We start from the raw sequence: 23,835 nt of genomic DNA on the forward strand, positions 1-23,835 counted from the left end.
AAACTAAAAGGATTGTCCCCTGTGCAATACAGAGTTCAATCCTTAGTAGCTGCTTAATATATTTGTCTAATTTTTTGGGTTCAGTTCAAAAATGTTGGTCTTTTTTTCTTGCTAAAAATAGGATGGTGTGTATACACTGTATATATAAGGTATATACAGTGTATACACAAACTGGAGGAAAACATGAATATTATTATTTCGAATTCTTCCCAAGACCCTATTTATGTGCAAATAAGAAAACAATTAAGCCAGCTTATTTTAAATGGCGGTTTAAAGGGTGGAGATCAATTACCGTCTATTCGTAGCTTAGCGAAGGAATTACAAATTAGTGTCATTACAACGAAGCGTGCATACGAGGAGCTTGAAAAAGAAGGATATATAGAAACTGTTGCTGGGAAGGGGACTTATGTTTCACGTAAAAATAATGAACTATTAAAAGAACAAAGGCTTCGCCTATTGGAAAGTAAAGCGGAAGAGATTGTGAATGAAAGTAAAGCGTTGCAGCTTTCACTTGAAGAATTACAGCAGATGATTGCGTTTTTATATAAGGGGGAATGAGAGAGATGTTAGAGTTAAAAAACGTTTGTAAAAGTTATGAAGGTTTCGCAGTGAAAAATATAAGTTTTACGTTACCACGCGGATATATTATGGGGTTTGTCGGACCGAATGGGGCCGGGAAAAGTACGACGATCAAAATGATTATGAATTTAATTAAAAAAGATAACGGAGATATAAAAATTTTTGGCAAGGACAATAAGAAAGCTGAAAAGGAAATAAAACAAAATATCGGCTTTGTATATGATGAAAATCATTATTACGAAGATTTAACGTGTGAACAAATGAAGCGTATTATTGCACCGTTATATAAAAAGTGGGACGAAGAGCAGTATCAATCGTATATGCATAGATTACAAGTTCCAAAGTATAAAAAAATTAAAGAATTATCAAAAGGAATGAAAATGAAATTTGCGATTGCAATCGCACTTTCGCACCACGCAGAGTTTATTATTATGGACGAACCGACAGCAGGGTTAGATCCAGTTGTTCGAAGTGAATTACTTGATATGTTGCAAGAAATTGTAATGGAAGATGAAGTATCCGTATTATTCTCAACGCACATTACAACAGATTTAGAGCGCATTGCAGATTATGTTACGTTCATCAATGATGGAGAAATTATATTTACTGGTGAAAAAGAAGACTTAATGGAGAACTACGTAATCGTAAAAGGAAGTAATGATTTATTAGACCGAGAAGGAAAAGAACTATTTGTTGGATTACGAAAAAATAAGTTTGGTTTTGAAGGTTTAGCGAAGGATAAACAAGGAATTATCGATTGGTTTGGAAATGAGGTTGTACTAGAAAAGCCTACATTAGATGACATTATCGTTTACACTGCGAAAGGGAGAGGTGCCTATGCGTCAGCTAATCTATAAAGATTTGTTCTTTTTTCGGGTTATGTGGTTAGTGTATTTTATTATGCCTCTTGTTTTCTTTGGATTAGATCCAGATGGTGAATTGTTATTTCCAATGAGTTGCTTACTCATAACGATATCATCTTCTATGATACTAATAGCGATGGATGAAAAAAATAAAAGTGATGTTATTATAAATAGTTTACCTGTTGGACGAAAGGATATCATTATTGCTAGATATATTTCGGGTGTAATATTTATTGTAGGTGGCATGATTTCTACTACGCTAGTTGTTTTTCTTATAAGAGGTATCGCTGTCATTGGTGATATTGGAGCTTATCATCCCAATTTGTATATTGAAATTCCTTGGTATGTAGTAGTCAGAGGTGCTGTATATTCTTTAGTTTATATTACAGCATTATTCCCGAGTTATTATGGGACAAAATCAAAAGTAGTACGTGGAATATTTACAGGTGGAGCCGCTGGAATAGGTGTTATTGTTGGAATGTTTATTGGTGACGGAGAAAGTGCTACGGCATCATTCATTAATTGGATTATGAATCCATTACATTTTGGCATATTTATAGTTGGATTAATCACACTAGCTAGTGTCTATATCGTTTCTATGCTTCTTACAATTAAAATTTATGAAACGCGTGATTTATAGAGAGGAGAATTCATATGCAACAGTTGATTTTGAAGGAGTTTTTTTACAGAAGAAGATGTTTCCTTTCTATTTTTTAATCCCTATTTTATCTATTTTTAAGAATTCCGTCGAACCAATGGGGATTGCAATAGGAGTATTTATAACATGTAGTACGATTATATATATTTCTTTTTATTATGACGAGAAAAGTAAAGCAGAAAAAGTATTAGTGAGTTTGCCTATAACGAGAAAAGAGATAATTATAGCTAAATATATTTCAAGCACATTATTTATTATGGCTGGTTTGAGTGTAACTTTTATAGTCGTAATATTAGGGAATATTTTATTGAACAGAGATATAGTTATGCCTGGATATGCAATATTTTCAGCAATAGTAGCAACTTTGATTTATTGTGCAGTAACGATACCGACTAATTACATTGGGGGATATAAAGTTATTACTGTCTTGAATTTGATTATGCTTTTCCTTTAATGGGTATGATTGGTCTTATGTGCAATATTTTTGGTGATAAAACAATTATGTTAAAAGTACTTCACTCTCAAGAGGCTACACAAGCAATGGGTGTTCTTAGTATCGGAGTATTAGTGAGTATATTCGTATCCATGTTCCTCTCAATGAAAATGTTTCAGGAGGCAGAGTTATAGAAGGGACATTTTCATATTAGGAGGTGTAATACATGATCAAGCAACTAATTTTAAAAGATTTCATCATTCAATGGAAATTTTTAATTTGGTACATACTGTATCCTGTTTTCTTTTATATGGCCTTAACAGATACGGAAAAATTTATTCATCATTATGTCAGTAATTATTACAATTGGGGCAACAGTAAAAACATTTGAAGCAGATAGTAAAAATGAGAGTGAAGTTATAGTAAATAGTTTACCAATATTGAGAAAACAAATTGTGTATGCGAAATATATAGTAGCAATAATTATTCTTTTTATAAGTGTAACGGTCGGTTGTTTCACGATAGGAATGAAGAGCGAGGTTAACTTATTTGAATTTATTGAAACGACAATGGTTGCTAGTATTAGCTTTATTTTAGTGTATTTAAGCTTTGTTCTACCAATATCTTTTGGGTTAGGATATAAAAAAACTATTCTTATTACAATAGTAATATTCATGGCGCCGATTGTTATTTTAGAAACTTTGTTTCAAATCAACTTGGAACAAATTCAATTATATAACAGCATGTTATTCGTTAGTTCAATATGCATGTTCATAATATCTATCTTTGTTTCAGTAAAAATATATAAAAAAAGAGAATTTTAAAAGGTGCCTTAAAAAAAGGCACCTTCTTCAATAACGACAATACGAGAGCAGTAGTTTATAAAAAGAAACGCTATTTGGCACATCTTTCGGAGTATGTAATATAAAGCTGAAAACGATGATGAGAATAAGAAATAGGAAAAATAAAAATAGGATTTGCTTATGTATAGAATTTTGCATATTATCCACTCCTTTTTTGGGGTAGTATGTCCAAAAGAAAGGAATGTATGAAAAAAATTGGAGGGGGAACAATGGGGAAACGAAAATTGTTATTTGAAATAGGAGTATTATTTTTGTCAATAGGTCTTTTGTTATCAAATTTTTATTCAGACATACCATCACCGTTTCCTAATTTGCATAAAGGAATTGGTATAAGTATTGTTATAATTGGTCTGTTTTGTCTTATCACATCTAACTTCTACAGAAAGTCTGAATGAATATAAAAAAGGACAGTTACTCTTTTTCAGAAGTACTGTCCTTTTTAAATAACTTATTCCATAGTTTGGCGATACTCCATATAATGACGATTGCAATGGAGGCGATAATGGACCAAACAATCGATATAATTTCAAGTGTCATGTTAGGAAGGAATGTGAGAATGGATAATACTTTATGAAACAATGATTCTATTATATGAAAACTTATTTGTAATAGAATGACGATACAAAGTGTGATCCATGCTAATATTTTCTTTCCTTGTTCTTTCCACATGACATTCACCTCACGTTAGCTTAATAGTTTTAAGCCAACAGCGCCGCATAAAATGCAGCTTAAGAAAGCAAGACGACGCCAATCCGCTGATTCTCGGAAAATAAGGATGCCTAGAAGTGCGCTTCCGGCAGTTCCAATTCCAGTCCAAATCGCGTAAGCAGTTCCCATCGGTAATGTGTTCATCGCAAGAGATAAGAAGAAGAAGCTTACGCCGAAGTTAGCGATCAAGATAACTTTTGGTGCCCAGCCTTTCTTTTCAGTGGCTACTTTCATAAAGAGTACACCAATAATTTCACAAATACCAGCTAGAATTAAAAATACCCAAGCCATTTTATGCAGCCTCCTTCGCTTCTTTTTCTTCTGTTACTCGTTTTAAACCAATTACTCCGAAGAAGATTAAACCGATTAATAAAACTTTTACGATAGAGAAAGGTTCTCCGAAAACGAAAATCTCAGTAAGAACGATTCCACCAGCTCCAATACCTGTAAAGACTGCGTATACAGTGCCGACAGGTAAATCTTTATAAGCTCTAAATAATAAGACGAAACTAATTGTAATTAATAGAGCAACACCAGCCCATTCAAGTGGTGCTTCCGCGTGTTTTAATCCAATCACCCAAAAGATTTCAATAATACCAGCTAAGATTACATAAATCCATGCCATTTGTCATTTCTCCTTCCTACCAGTCGTTAGGTAAAGGGCTTAAAAACGACGCATTGCAAAGGAGCAATCCGTCAGTTTGAAAGGCCTCGCCAAAATACTTGCCAAGAGGCGTTTAAACGAGTCTCAAAGCGATTTAAACCTGCGAATAGTAGTTCAACCATAAGTCCGTCCAGTAAGCATAGGAAAGCTTCTAGAGCGTCTTTCACTTCAATATTATGCAGTTCACTTTGCTCGTTTGCCTGTTTAAATATAGGGAATAAAAGTTTTCCGACGTTTTCAATGTGCGCATTCGCTTTTTCGATAATTTGTTCGCGAAATGCATCAGGCGGAAAATAAGAAGTTCGTAACCAAAACATTGATTCTTCACTTTCACCAAATCGTTTTGCGTAGCCCTTTAGTAATTGTAAGAGCAATTCTTCAGTAGACGAATTTGAAAATTTTTCGATATCGTCAGTGAAGCTTTGTAAATCTTTTTGAAGAGCGGATTCTAAGCATATAAAATATAGCTCTTCTTTTCCTTTAAAGTGTGCGTAAATCGATGGCTTTTTAATCCCAACTTCTTGAGCAATATTTGCTAATGAAGTTCCTTCGTAGCCGTAGCGTGCGAAATGAGAAAGTGCTACAGCTTTAATGCGGTTTGCTGTCATTTTTATCCCCTACCTACCGTTCGTTAGGTTCATTATATGAGATGGAAAATATAAAGTCAATAGGTGAAGAGCTGAAAAAGAGCGTTATAGGTAACGCTCTTTTTAGACAGTCTCTCGCTCAATTAAATGGAATGAAAGCTCTTTTGTACTGCCGACAATTTGCTCGCTTTGAATCTGCTTATGAAATAAAGAAAAAGCATGTGAGCCCATTGCGAGACCGGGATGTTCAATTGTGGAAATTTCTAATGCCTTTGAAATTTCATGATTATCAAATCCAAGGATAGCAAGGTCTTCAGGTACTCGAATACCATGTTTTCGAGCCTCTGTTAATAAACCAGCTGCAACTTGATCGTTCGCTGTGAAAATAGCAGTTGGACGATTTGTCATATTTAAAATACGATGGAGTATTTGTGCTCCGTCCTGCATTGTATAGCATTGGTGGAAAATCCATTCAGGATGCAACGTTTTCCCTTCGTTACGAAGTGTATCGGCGAACGCTTTTTCTCGCTCCATGGAATTTACACTTGTTTTTCTTGCTAAACAAATTCCGATTTTTTCATGGCCTCTACTTAGTAAATAGGCAGTACCGAGACGGAAACCTTCATAATGATCTACGTAGATGGATGAAATGAGGGGATGCTTCATTTTTTCACATGAAATAATAGGGGCAAATTTTGCAAAAGGTTCGATTTGTTCCCAAGAGCTCGTTCGGGAGCAAATAATCATCCCATCAAATTGTTTCATTTTCATCATTTCAAGAACACGAATTTCTTCAATGCTATCGTAATTCGTTTGACATAAATTAATGTGATATCCGGCAGCTAACGCTTCGTTTCCGATTCCTTCAATAATCGTACTGAAGTAGGGGAGGTTAATGAAAGGAAGCATAACGCCAATTGTATATGTTTTCCCTCTTATTAAATGGACAGCATTTATATTTTTTGCGTAGTTTAATTCTTCAACAGCATCTAGAACACGCTTACGCTTTTCTTCTTTTACGTAAGGGTGATTATTCAGGACACGAGAAACAGTTGATATCGATACACCAGCAGTTTTAGCAATTTGTTTTATATTGGCCATATGTATCACCTCTTTCCCTTATTATAAAGGGAAAATAATAAGAAAGAAAAAATCTTGACCTGAAAAGCTTTTCACAAACTATGGTATTAATAAGACTTCTTTTTATTCGCGTAACCTTTTCACTTGGGCGTAAGAATGATAGGGGTCTTTTTTGTTTGCAAAAAGTGTTGTCAAAATGTGTGAGAATAACGTGGAAAGTTTTCAAAGGTGGAGTTTGGTGACAAAGCGAATATGAAGAGAATATCAACGCTTCGTTCGTTAAGAGAGCGGTATGAAAGGGCGGAAACAAATTGAAAAAAAGAATCATTTGTTTCGTGTTTTCTAGTTTCATGCTTAGTTCGTGTTCGTTTCAGCAAACGATGCAAGAAGAAAAACACTTTGTGGGAACAACAGGAGGAGCTATGGATCGTGTTACGGATCCTATTCCGCTAAAGGAACTTCCAAAATATTTTCCGGTGAAGTTTAAAGTTCCAACGTTTTTACCGTACGACATTACAAGTGATGTGAAGGGGGAAGTAAGAACGCTTGGGAAAAAGAACACTGTCTTAACGATTAAATATAAACAGAAGGAGTCAGGTAGAAATGAGTATATTGAGTTAAATGTCGCGAACTTTCCTTATAGTTTTCCGGATCTTGTGGAAGAGAAGCGATTTCAAGAACAAATGAAACTGAATAATGGAACGTCTGCTTATTTTAAAAATAAAGATGATTATGAACGTGGTGACGAATTTGCTACGCTTATATGGAAAGAGAAAGGAATTGAATATCAACTGCTGTATCGGAATGTAGAAGAGAACGATGAAAAGGTAATCAAGCAGAATTTATTATACATTGCGAATAAGATGAAATGAAAAAACTAGCTGATTTATTCAGCTAGTTTTTTGTATGTTATTATTTCTTTTTAATTTTGCCTGTCCAAGATTTAAATCCACCTTGTAATTGGTAGAAATCTTTGTAGCCTTGTTTTTTTAAGTATTGCGCTGCACGACCTGTACGGAATCCGCTTTGGCAATATAAGTAAACAGGTTGATCTTGACGAAGTTCTTTATGGCGAAGGCGAATTTGTGATAACGGAATGTTACGTGCACCTAAAATATGCCCTGCGTTATATTCGTCTGCTTCACGAATATCGATAAGCTGTGCTTTACGGTAGCCAGCGCGAAATTCTTCTTCTGTAAGAGTTTTAATTAATTTTTTCTGATAGAAGTACATCCATACAGTGTAGCCGATAAATGCTACGATTACGGCTAATAAAATAATCCAAGTTGTTGACACGATTCTATCGCTCCCTTTTTTCTTATCCTACTTTCAATATTATAATGCCCTTATGTATTTATGCAACAGATTCATTTGCATATAAGAAGAAATTTCGTATTCTTTCACAAATTTTGTCGAATTTGGTAGACTAGAGAATGTGAAAAATAATTGGTTATATGAGGTGCAGGATGGGAAAAGAAAAATGGTGTTATATTAACTCTGGTCAATGTTCACCGGCATTTAATATGGCGTTAGATGAATGTTTATTAAATTGGCAAAGTGAAAAGAAAATGCCACCAACAATTCGTTTTTATGAATGGGAAGTACCAACATTAACAGTTGGGTATTTTCAACGTGTTGAAAAAGATATTAATATGGATGTAGTTAACGAAAAGAAATATGGATTCGTTCGTCGTCAAACAGGCGGCAGGGGTGTACTACATGACAAAGAGTTAACGTATAGTGTTATTGTGTCTGAAGATCATCCGAATATGCCGAAAACAGTTACAGAAGCGTATCGTGTTATTTCGCAAGGTTTATTAGATGGTTTTAAGGCATTAGGGTTAGAAGCATATTATGCAGTTCCAAAAACAGAAGCAGATCGTGAAAATTTAAAAAATCCACGTTCAGGCGTATGTTTTGATGCACCATCTTGGTATGAAATTGTAGTGGAAGGACGAAAAATTGCTGGTAGTGCTCAAACACGTCAAAAAGGTGTTATTTTACAGCATGGATCGATTCCATTAGAAATTGATTTAGATGAACTATATGATCTATTTTTATTCCCAAATGAACGTGTGAAGGAACGTATGAAGAGTATGTTCTCTTCTAAAGCAGTAGCAATTAATGAATTAACAGACCGTACATTTACGATAGAACAGTTAATTAAAGCGTTTGAAGTTGGCTTTGAAAAAGGATTGGATGTAGAACTTGTTCCATATGAATTAACAGAAGAACAGTTACATGAAGTTCAAACGTTAGCGAAAGAAAAGTATGAAAGTAATGAGTGGAATTATAAAAAATAAGAGATGGCGATAGCCACCTCTTATTTTTTTATAGTAAATTAAGTACTTTTTCTACTTTGATTCCTTTATCTTGTAAAGAACGAAGGCGACTTACAACGTCCATAATTTCTTTGTCAAATGTAACGCTAATACCTTGGCTTTGTAGTTCTTCTTTTAAGCTTTCAATAGAATCATCTATGTCGATGCCAAGCTCGTAATCTTGACAAACTTCAATTGTCTTTTTCACGAGTTTAACATAATTTTCTTGTAGTTTTGAATTTGTTTCAGTCAAAGCAGGCTGCTTCGGTTTTGCAGGAGCAACCGGTGCGGTCTCTTGCTTTGTAACTGGAGTAGGGACTGCTTTTTTCACAGGCGCTGGAGTAACTAGTTCTACAGCTGCTTCTACGCTTACTGGCTTCGGAGTCGGTACCGGAGTAGGCGTAATTGCTTTTGGAGCTTCTACAACTACTTCTTTTTTCGGTGCTGCTTCTACCTGTGTTTCTTCTTGCTCGGCAGCTTCTTTATTTTCTTTACTCCACATAACGCGTTCAATTTCTAGAGAAACATTGTTTTTGTTCATCGCTGTTAATGTAACTTTACCAACTTCAGCGTTTCCAGTGAAATCAACAATTTTATAAATAACACTCTTGTTCCAATCCACGTTTCCGCTCAAAAATAATTCTTCGTTACATTTCGGCGTTAAGCCCTCGATTTTAATTTCTGCGTTTACACCGTTTTCACTATATACCATAATTAGCGAAGCATTTACATCTTCGTCTGCTAACATTAGTTCACGTACCATTTTGCCGGTGCGTACTTACGTTTTCTTCTTAACTGACATCTAATTTCTCCTCTCAAAAATTCAGTAATAATAAAAAAATCGTATAACGAAAAATAATTGCTCACGAAGATTTATGATACCGATAATAAAAGCATCACGTCAACAATTAACTTTAATTATTTTGCATTTTTCTTATTTTCTTTATGAAATTTTTCAATTTGTAAAATTAGACAGAAGAAAAAACAGCCTTTTGAAGGGCTGTTAAAAATTTGATTTTTTGTATAGTAGTTTATATAAAATAAAAAATAAGATTGCGATTAAGGCGTTTTGCCAAAAGGTTAGATGATAAATGAGATAAGGTTGCTTTTGAAAATAAATATTTAAGAATACAGCGGAACAAAATGGAGTAGCAAATGCGAATCCAAATAGAATTTTTCTTTTCCAATTCATTTTCTGATCAAAGGAGTAACGCTTTAATAAATATAAAATAAATAATATACCTAGTATAATTATTGAAACAGACAAAGTAGTTCCAAGGATGCTAAAAGGCGGACTTGATAATGTATTATTTTTTTCAAAGAGAAACATAAAAAATGAAATAATTGCATTTATGCCAAACTGTATAGCAAGGAGTAAACTAATAACAAAACCAATTAAAGAAGTTTTTTCTAATTTTGTTTGGGCGGGTAAAGCAGCTATAAGTTCATCGCAGTAAGATTGTAAATCATTTCCGAAAATGTCATAAGCATTTTTATTTTCAGCTTGTGCTTCGATAAGGTGGTCTAATATTTCTAACAAAAGTTCTTCCACTTGATGTTCGGGTACATTAGATAACCGAAGATATACTAGCATATCACCATAAGCAATTTCGTTTTCGGAAGTTAGAAGCTCACGTTTTTTATTATTCAATTCAATCATGTCTTGTGCATTCATCCCTATCACTCCCCTTGTAATAATAAGTTGTTTACGGTCGTTGAAACCATCCCCCAGCTTTGTTTAAATTCTTCAAGCTGTTCTAATCCTTTATCGGTTACGTGATAATATTTTCGCTTTGGACCGAGTGAGGAAGCTTTTAATGTTCCTTCAATCAACTTTTCTTTTTGCATACGTAACAATAATGGATATATGCTTCCTTCGCTTACAAATGTAAATCCGTGTTTATTTAATTTTGTACTCAGTTCATATCCGTACACTTCTTCTTGTGAAATGATGTATAGGATGCACCCTTCGAGCACGCCTTTTAACATTTGGCTGTGCATGATTTCACCACCTTTTATTCAGGTAACTTGCGTTGCAAGGTAGCTGGTATCCAAATTATAACATTCAGTAACTTGCAACGCAAGTTACTGGGGTGGAAAACTTTAATGTCCCCCATACTAACGAGAGGGCGAAAAGCATATGAGACCATTTATGCCAAAGCTCGTTTACTTTGAACGAAAGGCACTTGAATATCCACTTGGTTTTATAGTTGCGCCAATTTAAATGCATTAAGAATGGGAAGAAGGAACCGTAAACTATTTGAGCGACAAAGATATGACGATACCAAATTTAACGTTTGAATTGATTCAGCATCGTTTTCCAAAACCATCGGAAAATATGTATATAAAAAGGATGATGCAGCAGTATTAAAAGAAACGATAAGAGGTTATATAAATGAGTTTTTTCCTAATGCAGAAATACAATATTTTACTTAAGGGGGGTCTGTATGCAAATACAGATTCTTTTTTGTTTTATATATTTAGGCTCGTTTTCAACTTGTCACGTTATTCTTTCTGGTGTATCATTTTATTGATTGCTTCGTACGGAATAAGCAAAATGAACTTGGATGGAGGAAACCGATGCCTACCCCTAGTATGGAAGATTATATTGAACAAATTTATTTGTTGATTGATGAAAAGGGTTACGCCCGCGTATCTGATATTGCTGAAGCGCTTAGTGTACATCCATCCTCTGTAACAAAAATGGTGCAAAAATTAGACAAAGATGAATATCTAATTTATGAAAAATATAGAGGGCTTGTATTAACAACAAAAGGTAAAAAAATCGGAGAACGTCTCGTATATCGTCATGACTTGCTAGAGCAATTTATGCGTATTATCGGTGTGGATGAAAGTAAAATTTACAATGATGTAGAAGGAATTGAACATCATTTAAGTTGGGAAGCAATTGATCGCATTGGTGATTTAGTGGAATACTTTGAACAAGATGCAGTCCGAGTGGAAACACTTCGTGGTGTTCAAAGAGCAAATGAAGAGAAAAGTAATTAAGGGGAACGTATGGCGTTTCCTTTTTTATTTCAATTCGAAAAGGATGGGAGAATTATGAAAGCAATTATTTTTGATTTTGATGGATTAATTGTGGACACAGAAACGATATGGTTTCACTCTTTCAGAGATGCTGTTCGTGAATACGGCGGGGAACTACCTTTAGAGGAATTTGCGAAATGTATTGGAACAACAGATGAGGTACTTTATACATATTTAAATGATCAATTAAAAGAGAAGTTTAACAAAAGTGCATTAAAAGAAAAAGTGGCAACTTTACATAAAGAGAAAATGAGAATACCAGAAGCTCGTGACGGGGTAAAAGAATATTTAGAAGAAGCGAAAGAAATGGGATTGAAAATCGCACTGGCTTCTAGTTCGTCTAGAGAATGGGTTATTCATTTTTTAGAAGAGCTACAGATTCGAGAATATTTTGAAGTGATTAAAACGAGAGAAGATGTTGAGAAGGTAAAACCAGATCCAGCTCTTTATCGAGTTGCAATAGAAGAATTAGGAATTAAGCCGTCTGAAGCTGTTGTATTTGAAGATTCATTAAATGGATTGAGAGCAGCGGTTGCAGCGGGATTAACGTGCGTTGTTGTACCTAATGATGTGACACGGAATTTACCATTTGAAAATCATCATCTTCGAATTGAAAGTATGAGAGAGAAAAGTTTAAAAGAAGTGCTTCAAAGTATAAAAAAAGACCGTATTTCCTAAAAGGAAGCACGGTCTTTCTTTTTGCTTTTTTTGCCTTCAATGACAGTTAAATGAGACTGTTTTCTTTTTCGTTTCAAAGTGGGAGAATTCCCTTTTTTGCTTTTGTCATTAGAAGTATTTGACTTAAAGAAAGAATTGCCTAGGGGTGCTACATTTTGTTTCCCATGTTTGCGGTTCGATTGTTTTGCCGCACGCTTATATGAGCTTTGTGAATTTGCAGAACCATTGGAATTTGTAAACATCTTGTATAGCAAGTAAAAGATACCGACAACAAGTAACATGTACCCGATATTACTTAATACACCCATGGGATTTGTAATAACAGATGAAACAAGGCCGAATATTGCCAATCCGATAATAAGCACAAATATAGCGAAAGTAAACGAACGACCGTTCATAAGGGACACCTCCTAAAAACGTATATTAAAATTAGTATATTAACGATGAGGAAAGGAGTTGAACACCATTTTTAAATAATTATTGTTTGTTCTCTAAACGTAATAATTCTTCAAACGATGCAATTGCTACTTCCACTTGATCATCTGTTGGTTCTTTCGTTGTTAATAGTTGTAGCCATAATCCAGGATATCCAAGTACGCGTAATACAGGAATATCTCGTAATCGATTTGTAAATTGCAATACTTCAAAAGAAATACCAAGTACAACTGGAATTAATAAAATTCGGTTTATAACTCGTGCCCAAAGAGGATCTGTAGGGACTAGGAAATAAACGAACATTCCAATAATGACTGTAAATATAATAAAGCTACTGCCGCATCTATAATGGAGACGAGTTTGCTTTTGAACGTTTTCTACAGTCAGAGGAAGGTTATTCTCGTAAGCATTGATTACCTTATGCTCTGCACCGTGATACTGAAATACCCGCTTAATAAGTGGGGTTAAAGAAATAAAGTATATATAGCTCAATAATAGCATGAGCTTAATGACACTTTCGACAATAATTTGCCCAGTATGAGATGGGAAAATCGGTCTCGTTAATTCAGCTAATAGTGCAGGAACTGCTGTGAAAATGACTTTACCGAATATAAAAGATAAAACGCCAACAGCTGCAACTCCTAGTACCATCGTTAATTTTGATTGTTCTTCTTTTTTATTTGCAATTTGTTCATCATCTTCTGGGTGGACGTCAAATCGTTCTGAAGCGAAGTTTAAATGTTTTGCTCCATTCGCACTTGCATCCACAATAGCGGCAATCCCTCGTAAAAATGGAATTTTTTTTAGGGTAGATAGTACTTTATTACGAACGCGTGGTAATCGATAAAATTCAATCGATTTATCTTTACGACGAACCGCTGTAACAGTATATTCTCTACCGCCAAACATAACTCCTTCTATGACCGCTTGCCCGCCATATATTTGTTTTGACTCTTCTGTCATGTTAACACCAACCTGTATTTGTTTCTCTCTTATGTAGAAAAAGAGGCAATTGTCATACTGGGTTCTGTCGTTTTGAAATAAGACAATCACCGAGTTTCCTTTATTTTATCGGCAAATACAAGTAGATGACAAGGGAAAATGTTATGAGAGTCGGACATTTCTTATTCTTTTTATAGACAAATTTCGCAGGATTTAAACATGCTTCAAAATAGTTTCGGGCATACTATTGAGCGGAGGTGTCGATGTGAGTCAAGAACAATTAGGAACAAGGAATTTTGTGCAGATTGGTTTGTTTGGTGGAATCTTTTGGGGCGGGATATGGTATTTCCTTCATATATTTTCATTCACGGAGGCGGGCCCGAATTATTTCCTTTTACCATTTGCGTTTGGAAGTTGGAAAGAGGGTGTATGGGGCAATGTGTTCGGAATAGTGTGTATGGGACTTCTTTCAATTTTAATTGCCTTTTTGTATAAAGCATTTTTTGCAAAGTTTGAAGGGATTATAGCGGGAATTATTTATGGGCTATTTTGGTGGGCACTACTGTTTTTGGGGATGGGTTTAATGGCTCCTGTTATTAAAAGTGCGCTCCATTTACCAAAAGAGACAATTGTGACGACAATATGTATTTTTATATTGTATGGTGTGTTTATAGCATATTCTGTTTCTTACGCAGTAAATAGCAATAAAGCAGAACAAGAAGGGTAAGAGAAGACGAACTATTCAAATAAGTAACTCCTATGTTAAAATATTGTATAGATATTTAATATTAAGGAGTTTTAAGAATATGAAAAAGTTACTCCTCGTAAACGGTCCTAACCTAAATCGCCTCGGTGTTCGTGAGGTAAATGTATATGGAAAGGGCACGCTAACGACACTTGAAGCAGATATGAAGCAAGAAGCAGAAACAATGGGAGTGGAGTTAGAATGTTTCCAATCGAATCATGAAGGTGCCATTATCGACATTATTCATGAAGCGGAAGATATATATGAAGGGATCATTTTAAATCCGGGAGCATTTACGCATTATAGCTATGCGATTCGTGATGCCATTGCGAGCATTTCGATTCCTGTTATTGAAGTACATATTTCTAACATTCATCAGCGTGAATCGTTCCGTCATGAATCTGTGACGGCAGCTGTTTGTGCAGGTCAAATTGTAGGATTTGGTTTTTATGGCTATAAGTTAGCGTTATTTGCATTAATGGAGAAATTGAGGGAGGCATAAAGTAATGGAGAAAATTGAAAGATTACGAAGTGCATTTGATGAGGCTGGTATTGACGGTATTTTGTTAACAAATGAACATAGTCGTAGATATATGGCTAACTTCACAGGAACAGCAGGCGTTGTTCTTATTTCAAAAGATCGTGCTCAATTTATTACAGATTTCCGTTACGTCGAGCAGGCAAGTAAACAAGCGGTTGGATATGAGGTTGTACAGCACGCAGGATTGATCATTGATGAAGTGGCAAAGCAAGTGAAAGAGCTTGGAATTCAAAAGCTTGGTTTTGAGCAAGATACTCTTACATATAGTTCTTATTCAGTGCATAAGGAAGCGATTGATGCTGAATTTATCCCGACTTCTGGACTTGTAGAAAAGTTACGCTTGATAAAGACTGATTCAGAGATTAAGATATTAAAGGAAGCTGCACAGATTGCAGATGCTGCCTTTGAGCATATTCTATCATTCATTCGCCCGGGAGTATCTGAAATTGAAGTGTCAAATGAACTTGAATTTTTCATGAGAAAACAAGGAGCAACATCTTCTTCGTTTGATATTATCGTTGCTTCAGGTCTTCGTTCGGCATTACCGCACGGCGTGGCATCTGAAAAAGTGATAGAAACAGGAGATTTCGTTACATTAGACTTCGGCGCTTATTACAAAGGATATTGCTCTGATATTACTCGTACGATTGCAGTCGGTGAACCATCTGATAAATTAAAAGAAATTTATAATATCGTTTTAGAAGCACAACTACGTGGTGTGAACGGTATTAAAGCTGGTTTAACAGGTCGCGAGGCTGATGCGCTAACGCGTGACTACATAACGGAAAAAGGATATGGTGAATACTTTGGACACTCTACTGGTCATGGAATAGGTCTTGAAATCCATGAAGCACCAGGTTTAGCATTCCGTTCTCATACAGTACTTGAACCAGGCATGGCTGTAACAGTAGAACCAGGTATTTATATTCCAGGTATTGGCGGCGTACGTATTGAAGATGATATCATTGTGACAAGTGAAGGTAATGAAGTAATTACGAAATCACCAAAAGAACTTATTATTTTGTAATACACAGGAGGATTTTTTTACATGATTTCAGTAAACGATTTTCGTACAGGTTTAACAATTTCAGTGGACAATGCCCTTTGGCAAGTACTTGATTTCCAACACGTAAAGCCAGGTAAAGGTGCTGCATTCGTTCGTTCTAAACTACGTAATCTTCGCACAGGTTCTGTTCAAGAGAAAACATTCCGTGCAGGTGAGAAAGTAGAAAAAGCACACATCGAAAACCGTCGTATGCAATACTTATACGCAAGCGGTGAGGCTCACGTATTTATGGATAACGGAACTTATGAGCAAATCGAACTTGGTGAAAAACAAATCGAGCGCGAGCTTAAATTCCTAAAAGAAAACATGGAAGTAGCAATCATGACTTACCAAGGCGAAGTACTTGGTGTTGAACTTCCAAACACAGTTGAATTACAAGTTACAGAAACAGAGCCTGGTATTAAAGGTGATACTGCTTCTAACGTAACAAAACCAGCTACATTGGAAACTGGTCTTGTTGTACAAGTACCAATCTTCATTAACGAAGGCGAAATGCTTATCATCAACACTGGTGAAGGTAAATACGTTTCTCGTGCATAGTAAAAAAGCACTCGTGATAATTCACGAGTGCTTTTTTATAGGAAATAGGGTAGATAGTAAATAGCTGTTATTATAAAACTGACTAAAACAAGTGAAAGAGTACCCATAATAGATGGAGTCAAAACAATTTGAAATGGTTTTATTTCGCCAGTCTCAACGCCAGTTAATGTTTTACTTATTGCGTGATCTGTAATGTTATTTCTATGGTTACTCATAATAATTAACCACATAATTGCAAATATTGCTAAACTACCAAGGAAAAAGGTCTCTATAAATGACCAACCGACCAATAATGAAAAAAGATAAATAAGAGCTAATTCTACTACAACGGTTAAACTAACTTTCAATGCCTTCATATTTTTTCCCCTCATTCTTTAATTTCAACCAGTTTAAAAAATTTTCACGTGACACGACATGCAGAGAGCAAGGTGACTTTACTTCTTTCTCTAGTGCAGCGTGTTCGTCTGGAAACTTGTTTTCCACATGCAATGAAATATAAGGTAGTTTTTCTTGTGCTTTTAAAGAGCGGATATTATTCGTTTTAGCACCAGCAAATACGTAGGAAAGTTGTAAGTCTAAAAAGGCGATTTTAAAGATTTCTTTTTTAGCAGCCTCGTTATAGCCTTTTCCCCAGTACGGATAGCCGAGCCAACTACCAATGTGAGATTGCTTTTTCTCATTATTAATATGTTTAAGTGTGGTGAGGCCAATTATTTCATTTTCTTCATTCACAATCATTCTCGATAAGGATTTCTTTTGACGCTCTTCTTCTGTTGCGAAAAGAAGAAATGTTTTCGTGTCTTCGATATTTTCTACCGTTATCCCCAATGCATTTTTTATATGTGGATCACTTGATAGCTCGAAAATCACATTTGTATAGCATAAATCTAGTGGTAATAAAGTGACGTGCTGCATGGTTTAAACCTCTTTTAAACTAAATATACCATAATATACCGTTAAATAATATGAATATTCAGATTGTAATTCAGACTTTAGAGAAAAATTATGTTTTTACTTCTGAAATAGACAACCTCTGCATATGGTTGTACAAATATATTCTTTTTTAGAATACGAAGTTAGTAACTGTTACGGGAGAAGGTGGAAGAATGAAACAGTGGCTAGCGGCAATGGAAACATCCGTGCTTGTTATGGGGGCACTTCGATTATTTTCAGGTAGTGCGGAGATATTTGCTGCTTTGCTTATGCTTTATGTGAATGATGCGAAGAAAGCGTTGTTTATAAATGGTATGTTGGCGTTTGTTGGACCTACCGTATTAATTTTAACAATGACAATTGGGATAGCGAGTGTAGCAAGTGAAATTTCTTTCTTGAAGCTCTTTTTTCTAGCGCTTGGAATTTGCTGTATTTTTATCGCATTACTGAAATAGTAAGTCGAGTATAGTGGGGAGAAGCCGATGAAAGAGGTATTAGAAGTTTTACCAAAAACGATGAAGTACTTAATTGAAGAATGTAAGCAATACGATGCTTTAGAGGAAATTCGTGTTCGAATTGGAAGGCCGCTAGAGTGTATTGCACACGGAAAGGTGTTTTTTTATGACTATATCACTACTGCAGAGGATGCTATTTACTTATTGAATAAGTTAAGTCAATTCTCAATTTATACGATGGAAGAGGAATTAAAACGTGGGTATGTGACGCTTCGCGGAGGGCATAGAATCGGGTTAGCAGGAAAAGTCATTACAGAAAAAAGCGCAGTGAAAATGATTCGTGATGTCTCTTCCTTTAATATTCGTATTGCTCGTCAAAAAATAGGGATTGCTGAACCGCTTTTGCCATATTTGTATGAAAAAAGGTGGTTAAACACGATGGTAATTGGCCCTCCCCAAACGGGAAAAACGACACTCTTAAGAGATGTAGCACGTTGCATGAGTCAAGGGGTAAGTGCTTCGGAAATTCCTTCCTGTAAAGTGGGGATCGTTGATGAACGGTCAGAAATTGCTGGTTGTGTGAAAGGGATCCCGCAATATGATTTTGGTACCCGAGTCGATGTGTTAGACGCATGTCCAAAGGCAGAAGGAATGATGATGATGATTCGTTCTATGAGTCCTGATATTTTGATCGTAGATGAAATTGGCCGTAAAGAAGATAGTGAAGCAATTATGGAGGCAGTGCATGCAGGTGTCCAGCTTTTTATAAGCGCACACGGATTTTCCTATGAGGATGTTGTGAGACGTCCATCGCTCAAGGCAGTGCTAGAGCTTGGTATATTTGATAGGTTTGTGGAGTTGTCAAAAGCGAGGGGTCCAGGAACGGTTATGCAGGTGAAAGATAAATATGGAAAACCAGTGTTATCAAATAGAAAGGCTGAGGGCGTATGGTGAAAATATTTGGTGCAGTGTTAATCGTTGCGGTCAGCACCTTTTTCGGGTTTTCGTACGCTAAAAGATACAGTGAGAGACCGAGGCAACTTAGGTTATTAAAATCAGCACTTCAATCATTAGAGGCAGAAATTATGTATGGACACACACCTTTATCTGAGGCTGCCGAGCGATTAGTTAAACAAATGCCAAAGCCATTAAATTGGATATTTCAAAGTTTCGCTAAAAAACTAGAAAGTGGAGAACAAACAGTAAGGGAAGCTTGGATAGATAGTTTGAAAGAGAATTGGAAGTTGACGGCTTTTCAACAAACCGAGTATGAAATACTGCAGCAATTTGGTGAAACGCTCGGGCAACATGATCGTGAATCACAACAAAAACATATTCGCTTATGTATTACACATTTGGAGAGAGAAGAAGAGGAAGCGAAAGCTTTACAACTGCAATACGAAAAAATGATTAAGAGCTTAGGGGTACTAGCAGGGCTACTTATTGTAATTTTACTGCTATAGGGGGGGAGAAAGGCGATGTCCATTGATGTTGGATTAATATTTCAAATCGCCGGAATCGGCATTGTTTTAGCTTTCATTCATACTGTACTAAAAGAATTGAAGCGTGAGGATATTGCAAATTGGGTTATCCTTGTCGGTTTTGTCGTCATTTTATTTCATGTTGCATTTTTAATTAATACGCTATTCGACAAGATTAAAAGTGTCTTTCTCTTCCAGTAAAGGAGGCGGTTCGAATCGAAATTATACAAATTGTCGGATTAGGCCTCGTTGCTACGTTTTTAGCTGCTGTTTTGAACCAGCATAAATCTAGTATTACATCTTTATTTATTGTGTTCGTAGGTAGCGTGATGTTTCTTATTTTAATCGATCAAATTCATTCTATTTTACAAATGATTGAGAGAGTAGCGAGTGAAGCGAAAGTTAGCAACGTCTACGTGGAAACGTTACTAAAAATTATTGGAATTGCTTATATTGCCGAGTTTGGAGCTCAAATTACAAAAGATGCTGGTCAAGGTGCCATCGCTTCGAAAATTGAACTTGCTGGGAAAATCTTAATTCTCGTTATGGCAATTCCTATTTTGACGGTTGTAATTGAAACTATTCTCGGATTTTTACCGACGGGATAAGGGGGAGTGAATGTTGAGGAGGTTTGGAGCTAAGCTGCTATTTGCTTGCTTCCTTTTCTTTTCTTTACCGGTTGTTGTACAAGCTTCTCCTGTAGAAACAAACGTCGTTGATCAACAATTGGATAAGCTCGGAATTGAAGATGTGAAGCAATTTTGGGACGGGCTTGTTACAAAATATGGTGGCTATTTGCCAGAGAGTCAAAAAGGGAGTTTTATGGAGTTTGTAAAGGGAGAAAAAGAATTCTCTCTAAAAGAGTGGATGATAGGGTTATTAAAATATTTATTTCATGAGCTTGCAGCTAATGGAAAACTGCTTGGCACACTCATTATGCTCACAATCTTTAGTGCATTGTTGCAATCACTGCAATCCGCTTTTTCAAAAAGTAGTGTAAGTAAAATTGCTGATGCTGTTGTATATATGGTACTTATTATTTTTGCTTTAAATAGTTTTTATGTCGTTATGACATATGCAAGAGAAACGATACAAACAATGGTAGATTTCATATTAGCGCTATTGCCAATTTTATTGGCGCTTATAGCGACTGGTGGCGGGGTTGTATCTGTATCTTTCTTTCATCCGATTATCATTTTCTTAATGAATACAAGCGGGCTTCTTATGAATTATATCGTTCTACCGCTTTTATTACTGGCAACGATATTAAGTATTGTAAGTACAATGAGTGATCAATATAAAGTTACAAAATTGTCCAAGCTTCTGCAAAACGTTAGCGTTGGGATTATCGGTATCTTCTTAACGATTTTTTTAGGGGTATTATCTGTACAAGGAACAGCGACAGCCGTTGCTGATGGCATAGCTGTGAAAACTGCTAAATTTGTAACAGGAAACTTCATTCCAGTAGTTGGAAGAATGTTTACGGAAGCGGCAGATACTGTTATTAGCGCATCAGGATTATTGAAAAACACAGTCGGAATTATTGGGCTCGTCATTTTATGCTTAATTGTTGCTTTTCCTGCGATTCAAATTTTCTGTATTGCATTTATTTATAAATTCGCAGCAGCAGTATTACAACCGGTTGGCGGCGGAGCAATTATTCAATGTTTAGACATTATTGGAAGAAGCATCATTTACGTATTTGCTTGCTTAGCTATCGTATCATTTATGTTCTTTTTAAGTATTACAATTATTATTGCTGCGGGGAATATTACACTTATGATGCGGTAGGAGGTGAAGAGTATGCAATTTGTTACAGAGTGGATCAGAAATATTATCGTTTTTTTGCTCTTAGCGACAATGCTTCATCTTATTCTTCCGAATTCGAATTTGCAAAAATACGTTAAATTCGTTGTAAGTCTTTTGTTAGTCGTATTAATTTTAACACCCCTTTTTAAACTATTGCAGACAGATGTAAATGAAGTAATTGCAAATTTTAATGAAGAAAAGTACGTAGCAGAAGGATCTGTAAAAAATTCAATAGATTCGAAGAAAAAAGAAATACAAGCTCTAACACGTGCATATAGTTTAGAAGAGATGGCTACCAAAATGAAAAAAGAAGTAGGAAAAGAGTTTGAGAAAAAGTATGGTATGACTGTCTCTGAAATACAAATAGTCGCAGCAGAAAATATAGAAGAAGTAAAGTCAGCGAAAGATATTCAATCTGTTGTTGTGACGTTGAAAGAAAAAGAACGTAGTAAAAATGATGCAATCGAAACAGTAAAGCCAATTGAAATTAACACGAAAGAGCCTCCAAAAAAAGTGGAAGAAACGAATGGAGAAATGAAAGATTTCTTTTCAAGCAGGTGGCAACTAGAGGGTAAACAAATCCAAGTTCAAATGGAAGGGAGGACAGGTAGAGTAAATGGACAATAAAGATAAAAATTCGAAGTTCTCATTTTTTCGAAACTTATTGAATGGGGATCAAAAAGAAAGCAACGAGAAGGGTAAAAAGGTAACACCTAAGTTTTTACTTGTCCTACTCATACTTGGAATTTTGCTTATGTTTTCTAGTAGTCTCTTTTCAAGTAAAAAAGAAGAAGTACCTGTATTTAAAGAACAAAAAACTCAAAACCAAGAAAAAGACGTACCAACTTTCGGACAAAAAAGTAATGATAGTATGTCAAATGTAGAAAAATATGAAAAAGTGTATGAACAAGAATTAAAAACTGCTTTAGAAGAAATAGCAGGAGTAAAAGACGTAACGATTAAAGTGAATTTAGATTCATCTGAAGAAAAAATTTTAGAAAAAAATACAGTGAAACGCTCACAAACAACAGGTGAAACAGATAAAACAGGCGGTAAGAGAGAAGTAGAGGACGAGTCTCTTGATGAAAAGACTGTCATTATACGTGAAGGGGATAAAGAAACTCCTGTTGTTTTACGAACAGAGAAGCCGAAAGTACGTGGTGTTCTTGTAGTAGCAAAGGGAGTGGATAATATACAAGTTAAAGCAATGGTAAAAGAAGCTGTGATAAGGCTGCTAGATGTACCGGCCCATCGCGTTTCAGTTTCACCGAAAAATTGATAGGGAGGAAATAAAGTGTTAAAAAAACAAACAGTTTGGTTATTAACGATGTTAAGTTTAGTTGTTGTACTATCTGTGTATTACGTGACAACTCCTGACAAAATGAATACAGCATCGCCAGCAACAGGTGAAAAGATTGGACAAGAAAAACAAGGTACTGATAAAGCAGTAACAAACGAAGCGCCTAAAGAAACTCCGAAAAAAGAAAATACAAGCAAAGAAACAACAAATAAAGAAACAGACAAAAAAGAAAATGCAAAAAAAGAAACAAGTAAAAAAGAGGGCAATGTATCAGTTCAATCAAGTGATGAGAATTTCACAGCTTTACGTATGCAAATGGAAGATCAGCGTAGTGAACAAAAAGCAAAATTACAAGAAGTGATGAGTTCAACAAAAGCTTCAGCAACAGAAAAGAATAAAGCGAAAGAAAATTTTGATGCCATTACGACAATGGAAACGAAGCAAGAATTACTTGAGACAGTAATTAAATCTCAAGGAGGATATCCAGATGCTCTTGTAAGAGCTGATGGTACTGATATTAGAGTAACGGTTAAAGCGGCAAAACATTCACAGAAAGAAGCAAATAAAATTATTCAACTTGTAAGAAGTGAAGGCGGATCAAAAGATGTAGGTGTGAAATTTGATCCACCAGCGAAATAAGTGAAACCTTAATCCGTAGGGATTTCCCTACGGATTATTATCTTTTACTAAGCAAAGGGTATGCAAATAGTAAAATAGGGTATGTAAGTAAACGTGTGTATAGAAAAAAGCTATCATTTTCGATAGCTTTTTTCTATTTCGTCTTTGTAATTATTTTTACTATGTTCAACTCGGAATGGAGAAACACGTTGTGAGTAAAAGATTAATGGTTCATGGTACTGATGATTACTTTTTCCGGATTTGACGTGGATGCAAAGAACGCATGCCCAAACGATTACGGCAGGTAAAAAGAGAATGAGCCATATCATATTTCCACACCTCGACACAATATATTTTCTACACTTTGAACATACTATTCTTATATGAAGGAATGATGAATGGCGTGTAAACAAAAAAAATAATATTTGGTAAAAATATGTTGTTGACTATAGATGTGTGAAGAGTGTAGAGGGGATGGCATGTTTGCT

General features: G+C 35.4%; 35 protein-coding genes and 3 pseudogenes. 24 read left to right on the top strand and 14 right to left on the bottom strand.

What is annotated here, in order from left to right; all coding sequences use genetic code 11:
• Window positions 1-183 precede the first annotated feature (183 nt).
• From MR169_RS08205 to MR169_RS08230, 6 genes and pseudogenes are all read left to right on the top strand, one after another.
• Complete coding sequence (locus MR169_RS08205; protein WP_001021353.1) at window positions 184-558, top strand: GntR family transcriptional regulator; 375 nt, start codon at window positions 184-186, stop codon at window positions 556-558.
• Between the two features lie 5 nt (window positions 559-563).
• On the top strand, window positions 564-1,436 hold the full coding sequence (locus MR169_RS08210) for an ABC transporter ATP-binding protein (RefSeq protein ID WP_044795912.1): 873 nt from the start codon (window positions 564-566) through the stop codon (window positions 1,434-1,436).
• Window positions 1,417-2,082, top strand: coding sequence for an ABC-2 transporter permease (locus MR169_RS08215; protein ID WP_044795913.1), 666 nt, complete (start codon window positions 1,417-1,419; stop codon window positions 2,080-2,082). Before MR169_RS08210 ends, MR169_RS08215 begins: the two co-directional genes overlap by 20 nt.
• A gap of 14 nt (window positions 2,083-2,096) precedes the next feature.
• Window positions 2,097-2,727, top strand: a pseudogene (locus tag MR169_RS08220) (ABC-2 transporter permease).
• Between the two features lie 32 nt (window positions 2,728-2,759).
• Window positions 2,760-3,357 (top strand): annotated as a pseudogene (locus tag MR169_RS08225) (ABC-2 transporter permease).
• Window positions 3,358-3,605: 248 nt separating this feature from the next.
• On the top strand, window positions 3,606-3,791 hold the full coding sequence (locus tag MR169_RS08230; RefSeq protein WP_000518066.1) for a hypothetical protein: 186 nt from the start codon (window positions 3,606-3,608) through the stop codon (window positions 3,789-3,791).
• A 16-nt stretch (window positions 3,792-3,807) separates the two neighbouring features.
• Here MR169_RS08230 and MR169_RS08235 read toward each other — a convergent pair whose 3' ends face one another.
• From MR169_RS08235 to MR169_RS08255, 5 genes are all read right to left on the bottom strand, one after another.
• Window positions 3,808-4,065: a DUF3975 family protein gene (locus MR169_RS08235; protein WP_000265427.1), complete on the bottom strand. Its 258-nt coding sequence runs from the start codon at window positions 4,063-4,065 to the stop codon at window positions 3,808-3,810.
• 15 nt (window positions 4,066-4,080) lie between these two features.
• Window positions 4,081-4,395, bottom strand: coding sequence for a DMT family transporter (locus MR169_RS08240; RefSeq protein ID WP_000312623.1), 315 nt, complete (start codon window positions 4,393-4,395; stop codon window positions 4,081-4,083).
• A gap of 1 nt (window position 4,396) precedes the next feature.
• The gene (locus MR169_RS08245; RefSeq protein ID WP_000312349.1) at window positions 4,397-4,729 is read right to left on the bottom strand and encodes a DMT family transporter; all 333 of its coding nucleotides are present in this window, start codon (window positions 4,727-4,729) and stop codon (window positions 4,397-4,399) included.
• Window positions 4,730-4,800: 71 nt separating this feature from the next.
• A complete protein-coding gene (locus tag MR169_RS08250; RefSeq protein ID WP_002181118.1) occupies window positions 4,801-5,382 on the bottom strand; it encodes a TetR/AcrR family transcriptional regulator in 582 nt (193 codons plus the stop codon).
• A gap of 96 nt (window positions 5,383-5,478) precedes the next feature.
• On the bottom strand, window positions 5,479-6,456 hold the full coding sequence (locus MR169_RS08255; protein WP_061663456.1) for a LacI family DNA-binding transcriptional regulator: 978 nt from the start codon (window positions 6,454-6,456) through the stop codon (window positions 5,479-5,481).
• Window positions 6,457-6,770: 314 nt separating this feature from the next.
• Here MR169_RS08255 and MR169_RS08260 point away from each other — a divergent pair, with 314 nt between their 5' ends.
• Window positions 6,771-7,307 (top strand): hypothetical protein, encoded by a 537-nt coding sequence (locus MR169_RS08260; RefSeq protein WP_025966335.1) that lies wholly within the window; start codon window positions 6,771-6,773, stop codon window positions 7,305-7,307.
• Between the two features lie 40 nt (window positions 7,308-7,347).
• Here MR169_RS08260 and MR169_RS08265 read toward each other — a convergent pair whose 3' ends face one another.
• Window positions 7,348-7,731 carry a rhodanese-like domain-containing protein gene (locus MR169_RS08265; RefSeq protein WP_000108653.1) on the bottom strand — a complete coding sequence of 128 codons (384 nt, stop codon included), beginning with the start codon at window positions 7,729-7,731 and terminating at the stop codon, window positions 7,348-7,350.
• Between the two features lie 170 nt (window positions 7,732-7,901).
• On the opposite strand from MR169_RS08265, the gene MR169_RS08270 reads away from it, so the two are divergent.
• Entirely contained in the window at window positions 7,902-8,738 is an 837-nt protein-coding gene (locus tag MR169_RS08270; protein ID WP_000514081.1) for a lipoate--protein ligase family protein, read from the top strand.
• A 28-nt stretch (window positions 8,739-8,766) separates the two neighbouring features.
• Here MR169_RS08270 and MR169_RS08275 read toward each other — a convergent pair whose 3' ends face one another.
• The 3 genes from MR169_RS08275 to MR169_RS08285 all read right to left on the bottom strand — a co-directional run bounded on the left by MR169_RS08275 (window position 8,767) and on the right by MR169_RS08285 (window position 10,757).
• Window positions 8,767-9,519: a hypothetical protein gene (locus MR169_RS08275; RefSeq protein WP_242319251.1), complete on the bottom strand. Its 753-nt coding sequence runs from the start codon at window positions 9,517-9,519 to the stop codon at window positions 8,767-8,769.
• Window positions 9,520-9,759: 240 nt separating this feature from the next.
• A complete protein-coding gene (locus MR169_RS08280; RefSeq protein ID WP_140159104.1) occupies window positions 9,760-10,431 on the bottom strand; it encodes a DUF1129 family protein in 672 nt (223 codons plus the stop codon).
• Window positions 10,432-10,436: 5 nt separating this feature from the next.
• Window positions 10,437-10,757, bottom strand: coding sequence for a PadR family transcriptional regulator (locus MR169_RS08285; RefSeq protein WP_061663458.1), 321 nt, complete (start codon window positions 10,755-10,757; stop codon window positions 10,437-10,439).
• A 190-nt stretch (window positions 10,758-10,947) separates the two neighbouring features.
• On the opposite strand from MR169_RS08285, the pseudogene MR169_RS08290 reads away from it, so the two are divergent.
• The 3 genes and pseudogenes from MR169_RS08290 to MR169_RS08300 form a co-directional block, all read left to right on the top strand.
• Window positions 10,948-11,192: pseudogene (locus tag MR169_RS08290) on the top strand (spore photoproduct lyase family protein); the annotation flags it as partial.
• 144 nt (window positions 11,193-11,336) lie between these two features.
• Window positions 11,337-11,765 (top strand): transcriptional regulator MntR, encoded by a 429-nt coding sequence (gene mntR, locus MR169_RS08295; protein ID WP_001143083.1) that lies wholly within the window; start codon window positions 11,337-11,339, stop codon window positions 11,763-11,765.
• A 54-nt stretch (window positions 11,766-11,819) separates the two neighbouring features.
• The gene (locus MR169_RS08300) at window positions 11,820-12,482 is read left to right on the top strand and encodes an HAD family hydrolase (protein ID WP_025966333.1); all 663 of its coding nucleotides are present in this window, start codon (window positions 11,820-11,822) and stop codon (window positions 12,480-12,482) included.
• On the opposite strand, the gene MR169_RS08305 is transcribed toward MR169_RS08300, so the two are convergent.
• Both MR169_RS08305 and MR169_RS08310 read right to left on the bottom strand, forming a co-directional pair.
• The gene (locus tag MR169_RS08305; RefSeq protein ID WP_242319252.1) at window positions 12,479-12,880 is read right to left on the bottom strand and encodes an SA1362 family protein; all 402 of its coding nucleotides are present in this window, start codon (window positions 12,878-12,880) and stop codon (window positions 12,479-12,481) included. The two genes, MR169_RS08300 and MR169_RS08305, sit on opposite strands and share 4 nt — an antisense overlap.
• Window positions 12,881-12,959: 79 nt before the next feature.
• Window positions 12,960-13,880 (bottom strand): DUF1385 domain-containing protein, encoded by a 921-nt coding sequence (locus MR169_RS08310; protein WP_000134186.1) that lies wholly within the window; start codon window positions 13,878-13,880, stop codon window positions 12,960-12,962.
• A 244-nt stretch (window positions 13,881-14,124) separates the two neighbouring features.
• Between MR169_RS08310 and MR169_RS08315 the strand changes: the two genes are divergently transcribed.
• From MR169_RS08315 to efp, 4 genes are all read left to right on the top strand, one after another.
• Window positions 14,125-14,586, top strand: a complete 462-nt coding sequence (locus MR169_RS08315) for a YqhR family membrane protein (protein WP_000076880.1) — start codon at window positions 14,125-14,127, stop codon at window positions 14,584-14,586.
• 79 nt (window positions 14,587-14,665) lie between these two features.
• On the top strand, window positions 14,666-15,106 hold the full coding sequence (gene aroQ, locus MR169_RS08320) for a type II 3-dehydroquinate dehydratase (RefSeq protein WP_000735147.1): 441 nt from the start codon (window positions 14,666-14,668) through the stop codon (window positions 15,104-15,106).
• Window positions 15,107-15,110: 4 nt separating this feature from the next.
• Window positions 15,111-16,172, top strand: a complete 1,062-nt coding sequence (gene pepQ / locus MR169_RS08325) for a Xaa-Pro dipeptidase (protein WP_000411041.1) — start codon at window positions 15,111-15,113, stop codon at window positions 16,170-16,172.
• Between the two features lie 21 nt (window positions 16,173-16,193).
• Window positions 16,194-16,751 carry an elongation factor P gene (efp, locus tag MR169_RS08330; RefSeq protein WP_000626516.1) on the top strand — a complete coding sequence of 186 codons (558 nt, stop codon included), beginning with the start codon at window positions 16,194-16,196 and terminating at the stop codon, window positions 16,749-16,751.
• Window positions 16,752-16,786: 35 nt separating this feature from the next.
• Here efp and MR169_RS08335 read toward each other — a convergent pair whose 3' ends face one another.
• The gene (locus MR169_RS08335; protein ID WP_000645695.1) at window positions 16,787-17,107 is read right to left on the bottom strand and encodes a hypothetical protein; all 321 of its coding nucleotides are present in this window, start codon (window positions 17,105-17,107) and stop codon (window positions 16,787-16,789) included.
• Complete coding sequence (locus MR169_RS08340) at window positions 17,088-17,666, bottom strand: GNAT family N-acetyltransferase (RefSeq protein ID WP_242319253.1); 579 nt, start codon at window positions 17,664-17,666, stop codon at window positions 17,088-17,090. The genes MR169_RS08335 and MR169_RS08340 overlap by 20 nt, the downstream gene beginning before the upstream one ends.
• A gap of 191 nt (window positions 17,667-17,857) precedes the next feature.
• On the opposite strand from MR169_RS08340, the gene MR169_RS08345 reads away from it, so the two are divergent.
• Genes MR169_RS08345 through MR169_RS08385 form a run of 9 tightly spaced genes read left to right on the top strand, consistent with a single transcriptional unit; the run spans window position 17,858 to window position 23,368 of the window.
• Window positions 17,858-18,139: a YqhV family protein gene (locus MR169_RS08345; RefSeq protein ID WP_000816050.1), complete on the top strand. Its 282-nt coding sequence runs from the start codon at window positions 17,858-17,860 to the stop codon at window positions 18,137-18,139.
• 27 nt (window positions 18,140-18,166) lie between these two features.
• On the top strand, window positions 18,167-19,093 hold the full coding sequence (spoIIIAA, locus tag MR169_RS08350; protein WP_000665905.1) for a stage III sporulation protein AA: 927 nt from the start codon (window positions 18,167-18,169) through the stop codon (window positions 19,091-19,093).
• Window positions 19,087-19,602, top strand: a complete 516-nt coding sequence (gene spoIIIAB / locus MR169_RS08355; protein ID WP_000238702.1) for a stage III sporulation protein SpoIIIAB — start codon at window positions 19,087-19,089, stop codon at window positions 19,600-19,602. Before spoIIIAA ends, spoIIIAB begins: the two co-directional genes overlap by 7 nt.
• 15 nt (window positions 19,603-19,617) lie before the next feature.
• On the top strand, window positions 19,618-19,821 hold the full coding sequence (spoIIIAC, locus tag MR169_RS08360; protein ID WP_000020914.1) for a stage III sporulation protein AC: 204 nt from the start codon (window positions 19,618-19,620) through the stop codon (window positions 19,819-19,821).
• Between the two features lie 23 nt (window positions 19,822-19,844).
• Entirely contained in the window at window positions 19,845-20,228 is a 384-nt protein-coding gene (gene spoIIIAD / locus MR169_RS08365) for a stage III sporulation protein AD (protein ID WP_077393170.1), read from the top strand.
• A gap of 10 nt (window positions 20,229-20,238) precedes the next feature.
• A complete protein-coding gene (gene spoIIIAE, locus MR169_RS08370) occupies window positions 20,239-21,411 on the top strand; it encodes a stage III sporulation protein AE (protein ID WP_000946110.1) in 1,173 nt (390 codons plus the stop codon).
• A 12-nt stretch (window positions 21,412-21,423) separates the two neighbouring features.
• On the top strand, window positions 21,424-22,056 hold the full coding sequence (gene spoIIIAF, locus MR169_RS08375; protein ID WP_016111659.1) for a stage III sporulation protein AF: 633 nt from the start codon (window positions 21,424-21,426) through the stop codon (window positions 22,054-22,056).
• Window positions 22,046-22,708: a stage III sporulation protein AG gene (gene spoIIIAG / locus MR169_RS08380; protein WP_242319254.1), complete on the top strand. Its 663-nt coding sequence runs from the start codon at window positions 22,046-22,048 to the stop codon at window positions 22,706-22,708. Before spoIIIAF ends, spoIIIAG begins: the two co-directional genes overlap by 11 nt.
• Window positions 22,709-22,723: 15 nt before the next feature.
• Window positions 22,724-23,368 carry a SpoIIIAH-like family protein gene (locus MR169_RS08385; protein ID WP_000914710.1) on the top strand — a complete coding sequence of 215 codons (645 nt, stop codon included), beginning with the start codon at window positions 22,724-22,726 and terminating at the stop codon, window positions 23,366-23,368.
• Window positions 23,369-23,481: 113 nt separating this feature from the next.
• On the opposite strand, the gene MR169_RS08390 is transcribed toward MR169_RS08385, so the two are convergent.
• The gene (locus MR169_RS08390; protein WP_002000935.1) at window positions 23,482-23,676 is read right to left on the bottom strand and encodes a hypothetical protein; all 195 of its coding nucleotides are present in this window, start codon (window positions 23,674-23,676) and stop codon (window positions 23,482-23,484) included.
• Window positions 23,677-23,835 lie beyond the last annotated feature (159 nt).

Origin of the sequence: Bacillus cereus group sp. BfR-BA-01349 (assembly GCF_022663795.1) — a bacterium.
GTDB lineage: Bacteria > Bacillota > Bacilli > Bacillales > Bacillaceae_G > Bacillus_A > Bacillus_A cereus.

What these genes read in the sequence shown, in the direction of transcription:
- MR169_RS08205 (WP_001021353.1), top strand. Translation starts at nt 184, where the DNA reads ATGAATATTATTATTTCGAATTCTTCCCAAGACCCTATTTATGTGCAA.
- MR169_RS08210 (WP_044795912.1), top strand. Translation starts at nt 564, where the DNA reads ATGTTAGAGTTAAAAAACGTTTGTAAAAGTTATGAAGGTTTCGCAGTG.
- MR169_RS08215 (WP_044795913.1), top strand. Translation starts at nt 1,417, where the DNA reads ATGCGTCAGCTAATCTATAAAGATTTGTTCTTTTTTCGGGTTATGTGG.
- MR169_RS08230 (WP_000518066.1), top strand. Translation starts at nt 3,606, where the DNA reads ATGGGGAAACGAAAATTGTTATTTGAAATAGGAGTATTATTTTTGTCA.
- MR169_RS08235 (WP_000265427.1), bottom strand. Translation starts at nt 4,065, where the DNA reads ATGTGGAAAGAACAAGGAAAGAAAATATTAGCATGGATCACACTTTGT.
- MR169_RS08240 (WP_000312623.1), bottom strand. Translation starts at nt 4,395, where the DNA reads ATGGCTTGGGTATTTTTAATTCTAGCTGGTATTTGTGAAATTATTGGT.
- MR169_RS08245 (WP_000312349.1), bottom strand. Translation starts at nt 4,729, where the DNA reads ATGGCATGGATTTATGTAATCTTAGCTGGTATTATTGAAATCTTTTGG.
- MR169_RS08255 (WP_061663456.1), bottom strand. Translation starts at nt 6,456, where the DNA reads ATGGCCAATATAAAACAAATTGCTAAAACTGCTGGTGTATCGATATCA.
- MR169_RS08270 (WP_000514081.1), top strand. Translation starts at nt 7,902, where the DNA reads ATGGGAAAAGAAAAATGGTGTTATATTAACTCTGGTCAATGTTCACCG.
- MR169_RS08275 (WP_242319251.1), bottom strand. Translation starts at nt 9,519, where the DNA reads ATGGTACGTGAACTAATGTTAGCAGACGAAGATGTAAATGCTTCGCTA.
- MR169_RS08280 (WP_140159104.1), bottom strand. Translation starts at nt 10,431, where the DNA reads ATGAATGCACAAGACATGATTGAATTGAATAATAAAAAACGTGAGCTT.
- MR169_RS08285 (WP_061663458.1), bottom strand. Translation starts at nt 10,757, where the DNA reads ATGCACAGCCAAATGTTAAAAGGCGTGCTCGAAGGGTGCATCCTATAC.
- mntR (WP_001143083.1), top strand. Translation starts at nt 11,337, where the DNA reads ATGCCTACCCCTAGTATGGAAGATTATATTGAACAAATTTATTTGTTG.
- MR169_RS08300 (WP_025966333.1), top strand. Translation starts at nt 11,820, where the DNA reads ATGAAAGCAATTATTTTTGATTTTGATGGATTAATTGTGGACACAGAA.
- MR169_RS08305 (WP_242319252.1), bottom strand. Translation starts at nt 12,880, where the DNA reads ATGAACGGTCGTTCGTTTACTTTCGCTATATTTGTGCTTATTATCGGA.
- MR169_RS08310 (WP_000134186.1), bottom strand. Translation starts at nt 13,880, where the DNA reads ATGACAGAAGAGTCAAAACAAATATATGGCGGGCAAGCGGTCATAGAA.
- aroQ (WP_000735147.1), top strand. Translation starts at nt 14,666, where the DNA reads ATGAAAAAGTTACTCCTCGTAAACGGTCCTAACCTAAATCGCCTCGGT.
- pepQ (WP_000411041.1), top strand. Translation starts at nt 15,111, where the DNA reads ATGGAGAAAATTGAAAGATTACGAAGTGCATTTGATGAGGCTGGTATT.
- efp (WP_000626516.1), top strand. Translation starts at nt 16,194, where the DNA reads ATGATTTCAGTAAACGATTTTCGTACAGGTTTAACAATTTCAGTGGAC.
- MR169_RS08335 (WP_000645695.1), bottom strand. Translation starts at nt 17,107, where the DNA reads ATGAAGGCATTGAAAGTTAGTTTAACCGTTGTAGTAGAATTAGCTCTT.
- MR169_RS08340 (WP_242319253.1), bottom strand. Translation starts at nt 17,666, where the DNA reads ATGCAGCACGTCACTTTATTACCACTAGATTTATGCTATACAAATGTG.
- MR169_RS08345 (WP_000816050.1), top strand. Translation starts at nt 17,858, where the DNA reads ATGAAACAGTGGCTAGCGGCAATGGAAACATCCGTGCTTGTTATGGGG.
- spoIIIAA (WP_000665905.1), top strand. Translation starts at nt 18,167, where the DNA reads ATGAAAGAGGTATTAGAAGTTTTACCAAAAACGATGAAGTACTTAATT.
- spoIIIAB (WP_000238702.1), top strand. Translation starts at nt 19,087, where the DNA reads ATGGTGAAAATATTTGGTGCAGTGTTAATCGTTGCGGTCAGCACCTTT.
- spoIIIAC (WP_000020914.1), top strand. Translation starts at nt 19,618, where the DNA reads ATGTCCATTGATGTTGGATTAATATTTCAAATCGCCGGAATCGGCATT.
- spoIIIAE (WP_000946110.1), top strand. Translation starts at nt 20,239, where the DNA reads ATGTTGAGGAGGTTTGGAGCTAAGCTGCTATTTGCTTGCTTCCTTTTC.
- spoIIIAF (WP_016111659.1), top strand. Translation starts at nt 21,424, where the DNA reads ATGCAATTTGTTACAGAGTGGATCAGAAATATTATCGTTTTTTTGCTC.
- spoIIIAG (WP_242319254.1), top strand. Translation starts at nt 22,046, where the DNA reads ATGGACAATAAAGATAAAAATTCGAAGTTCTCATTTTTTCGAAACTTA.
- MR169_RS08390 (WP_002000935.1), bottom strand. Translation starts at nt 23,676, where the DNA reads ATGATATGGCTCATTCTCTTTTTACCTGCCGTAATCGTTTGGGCATGC.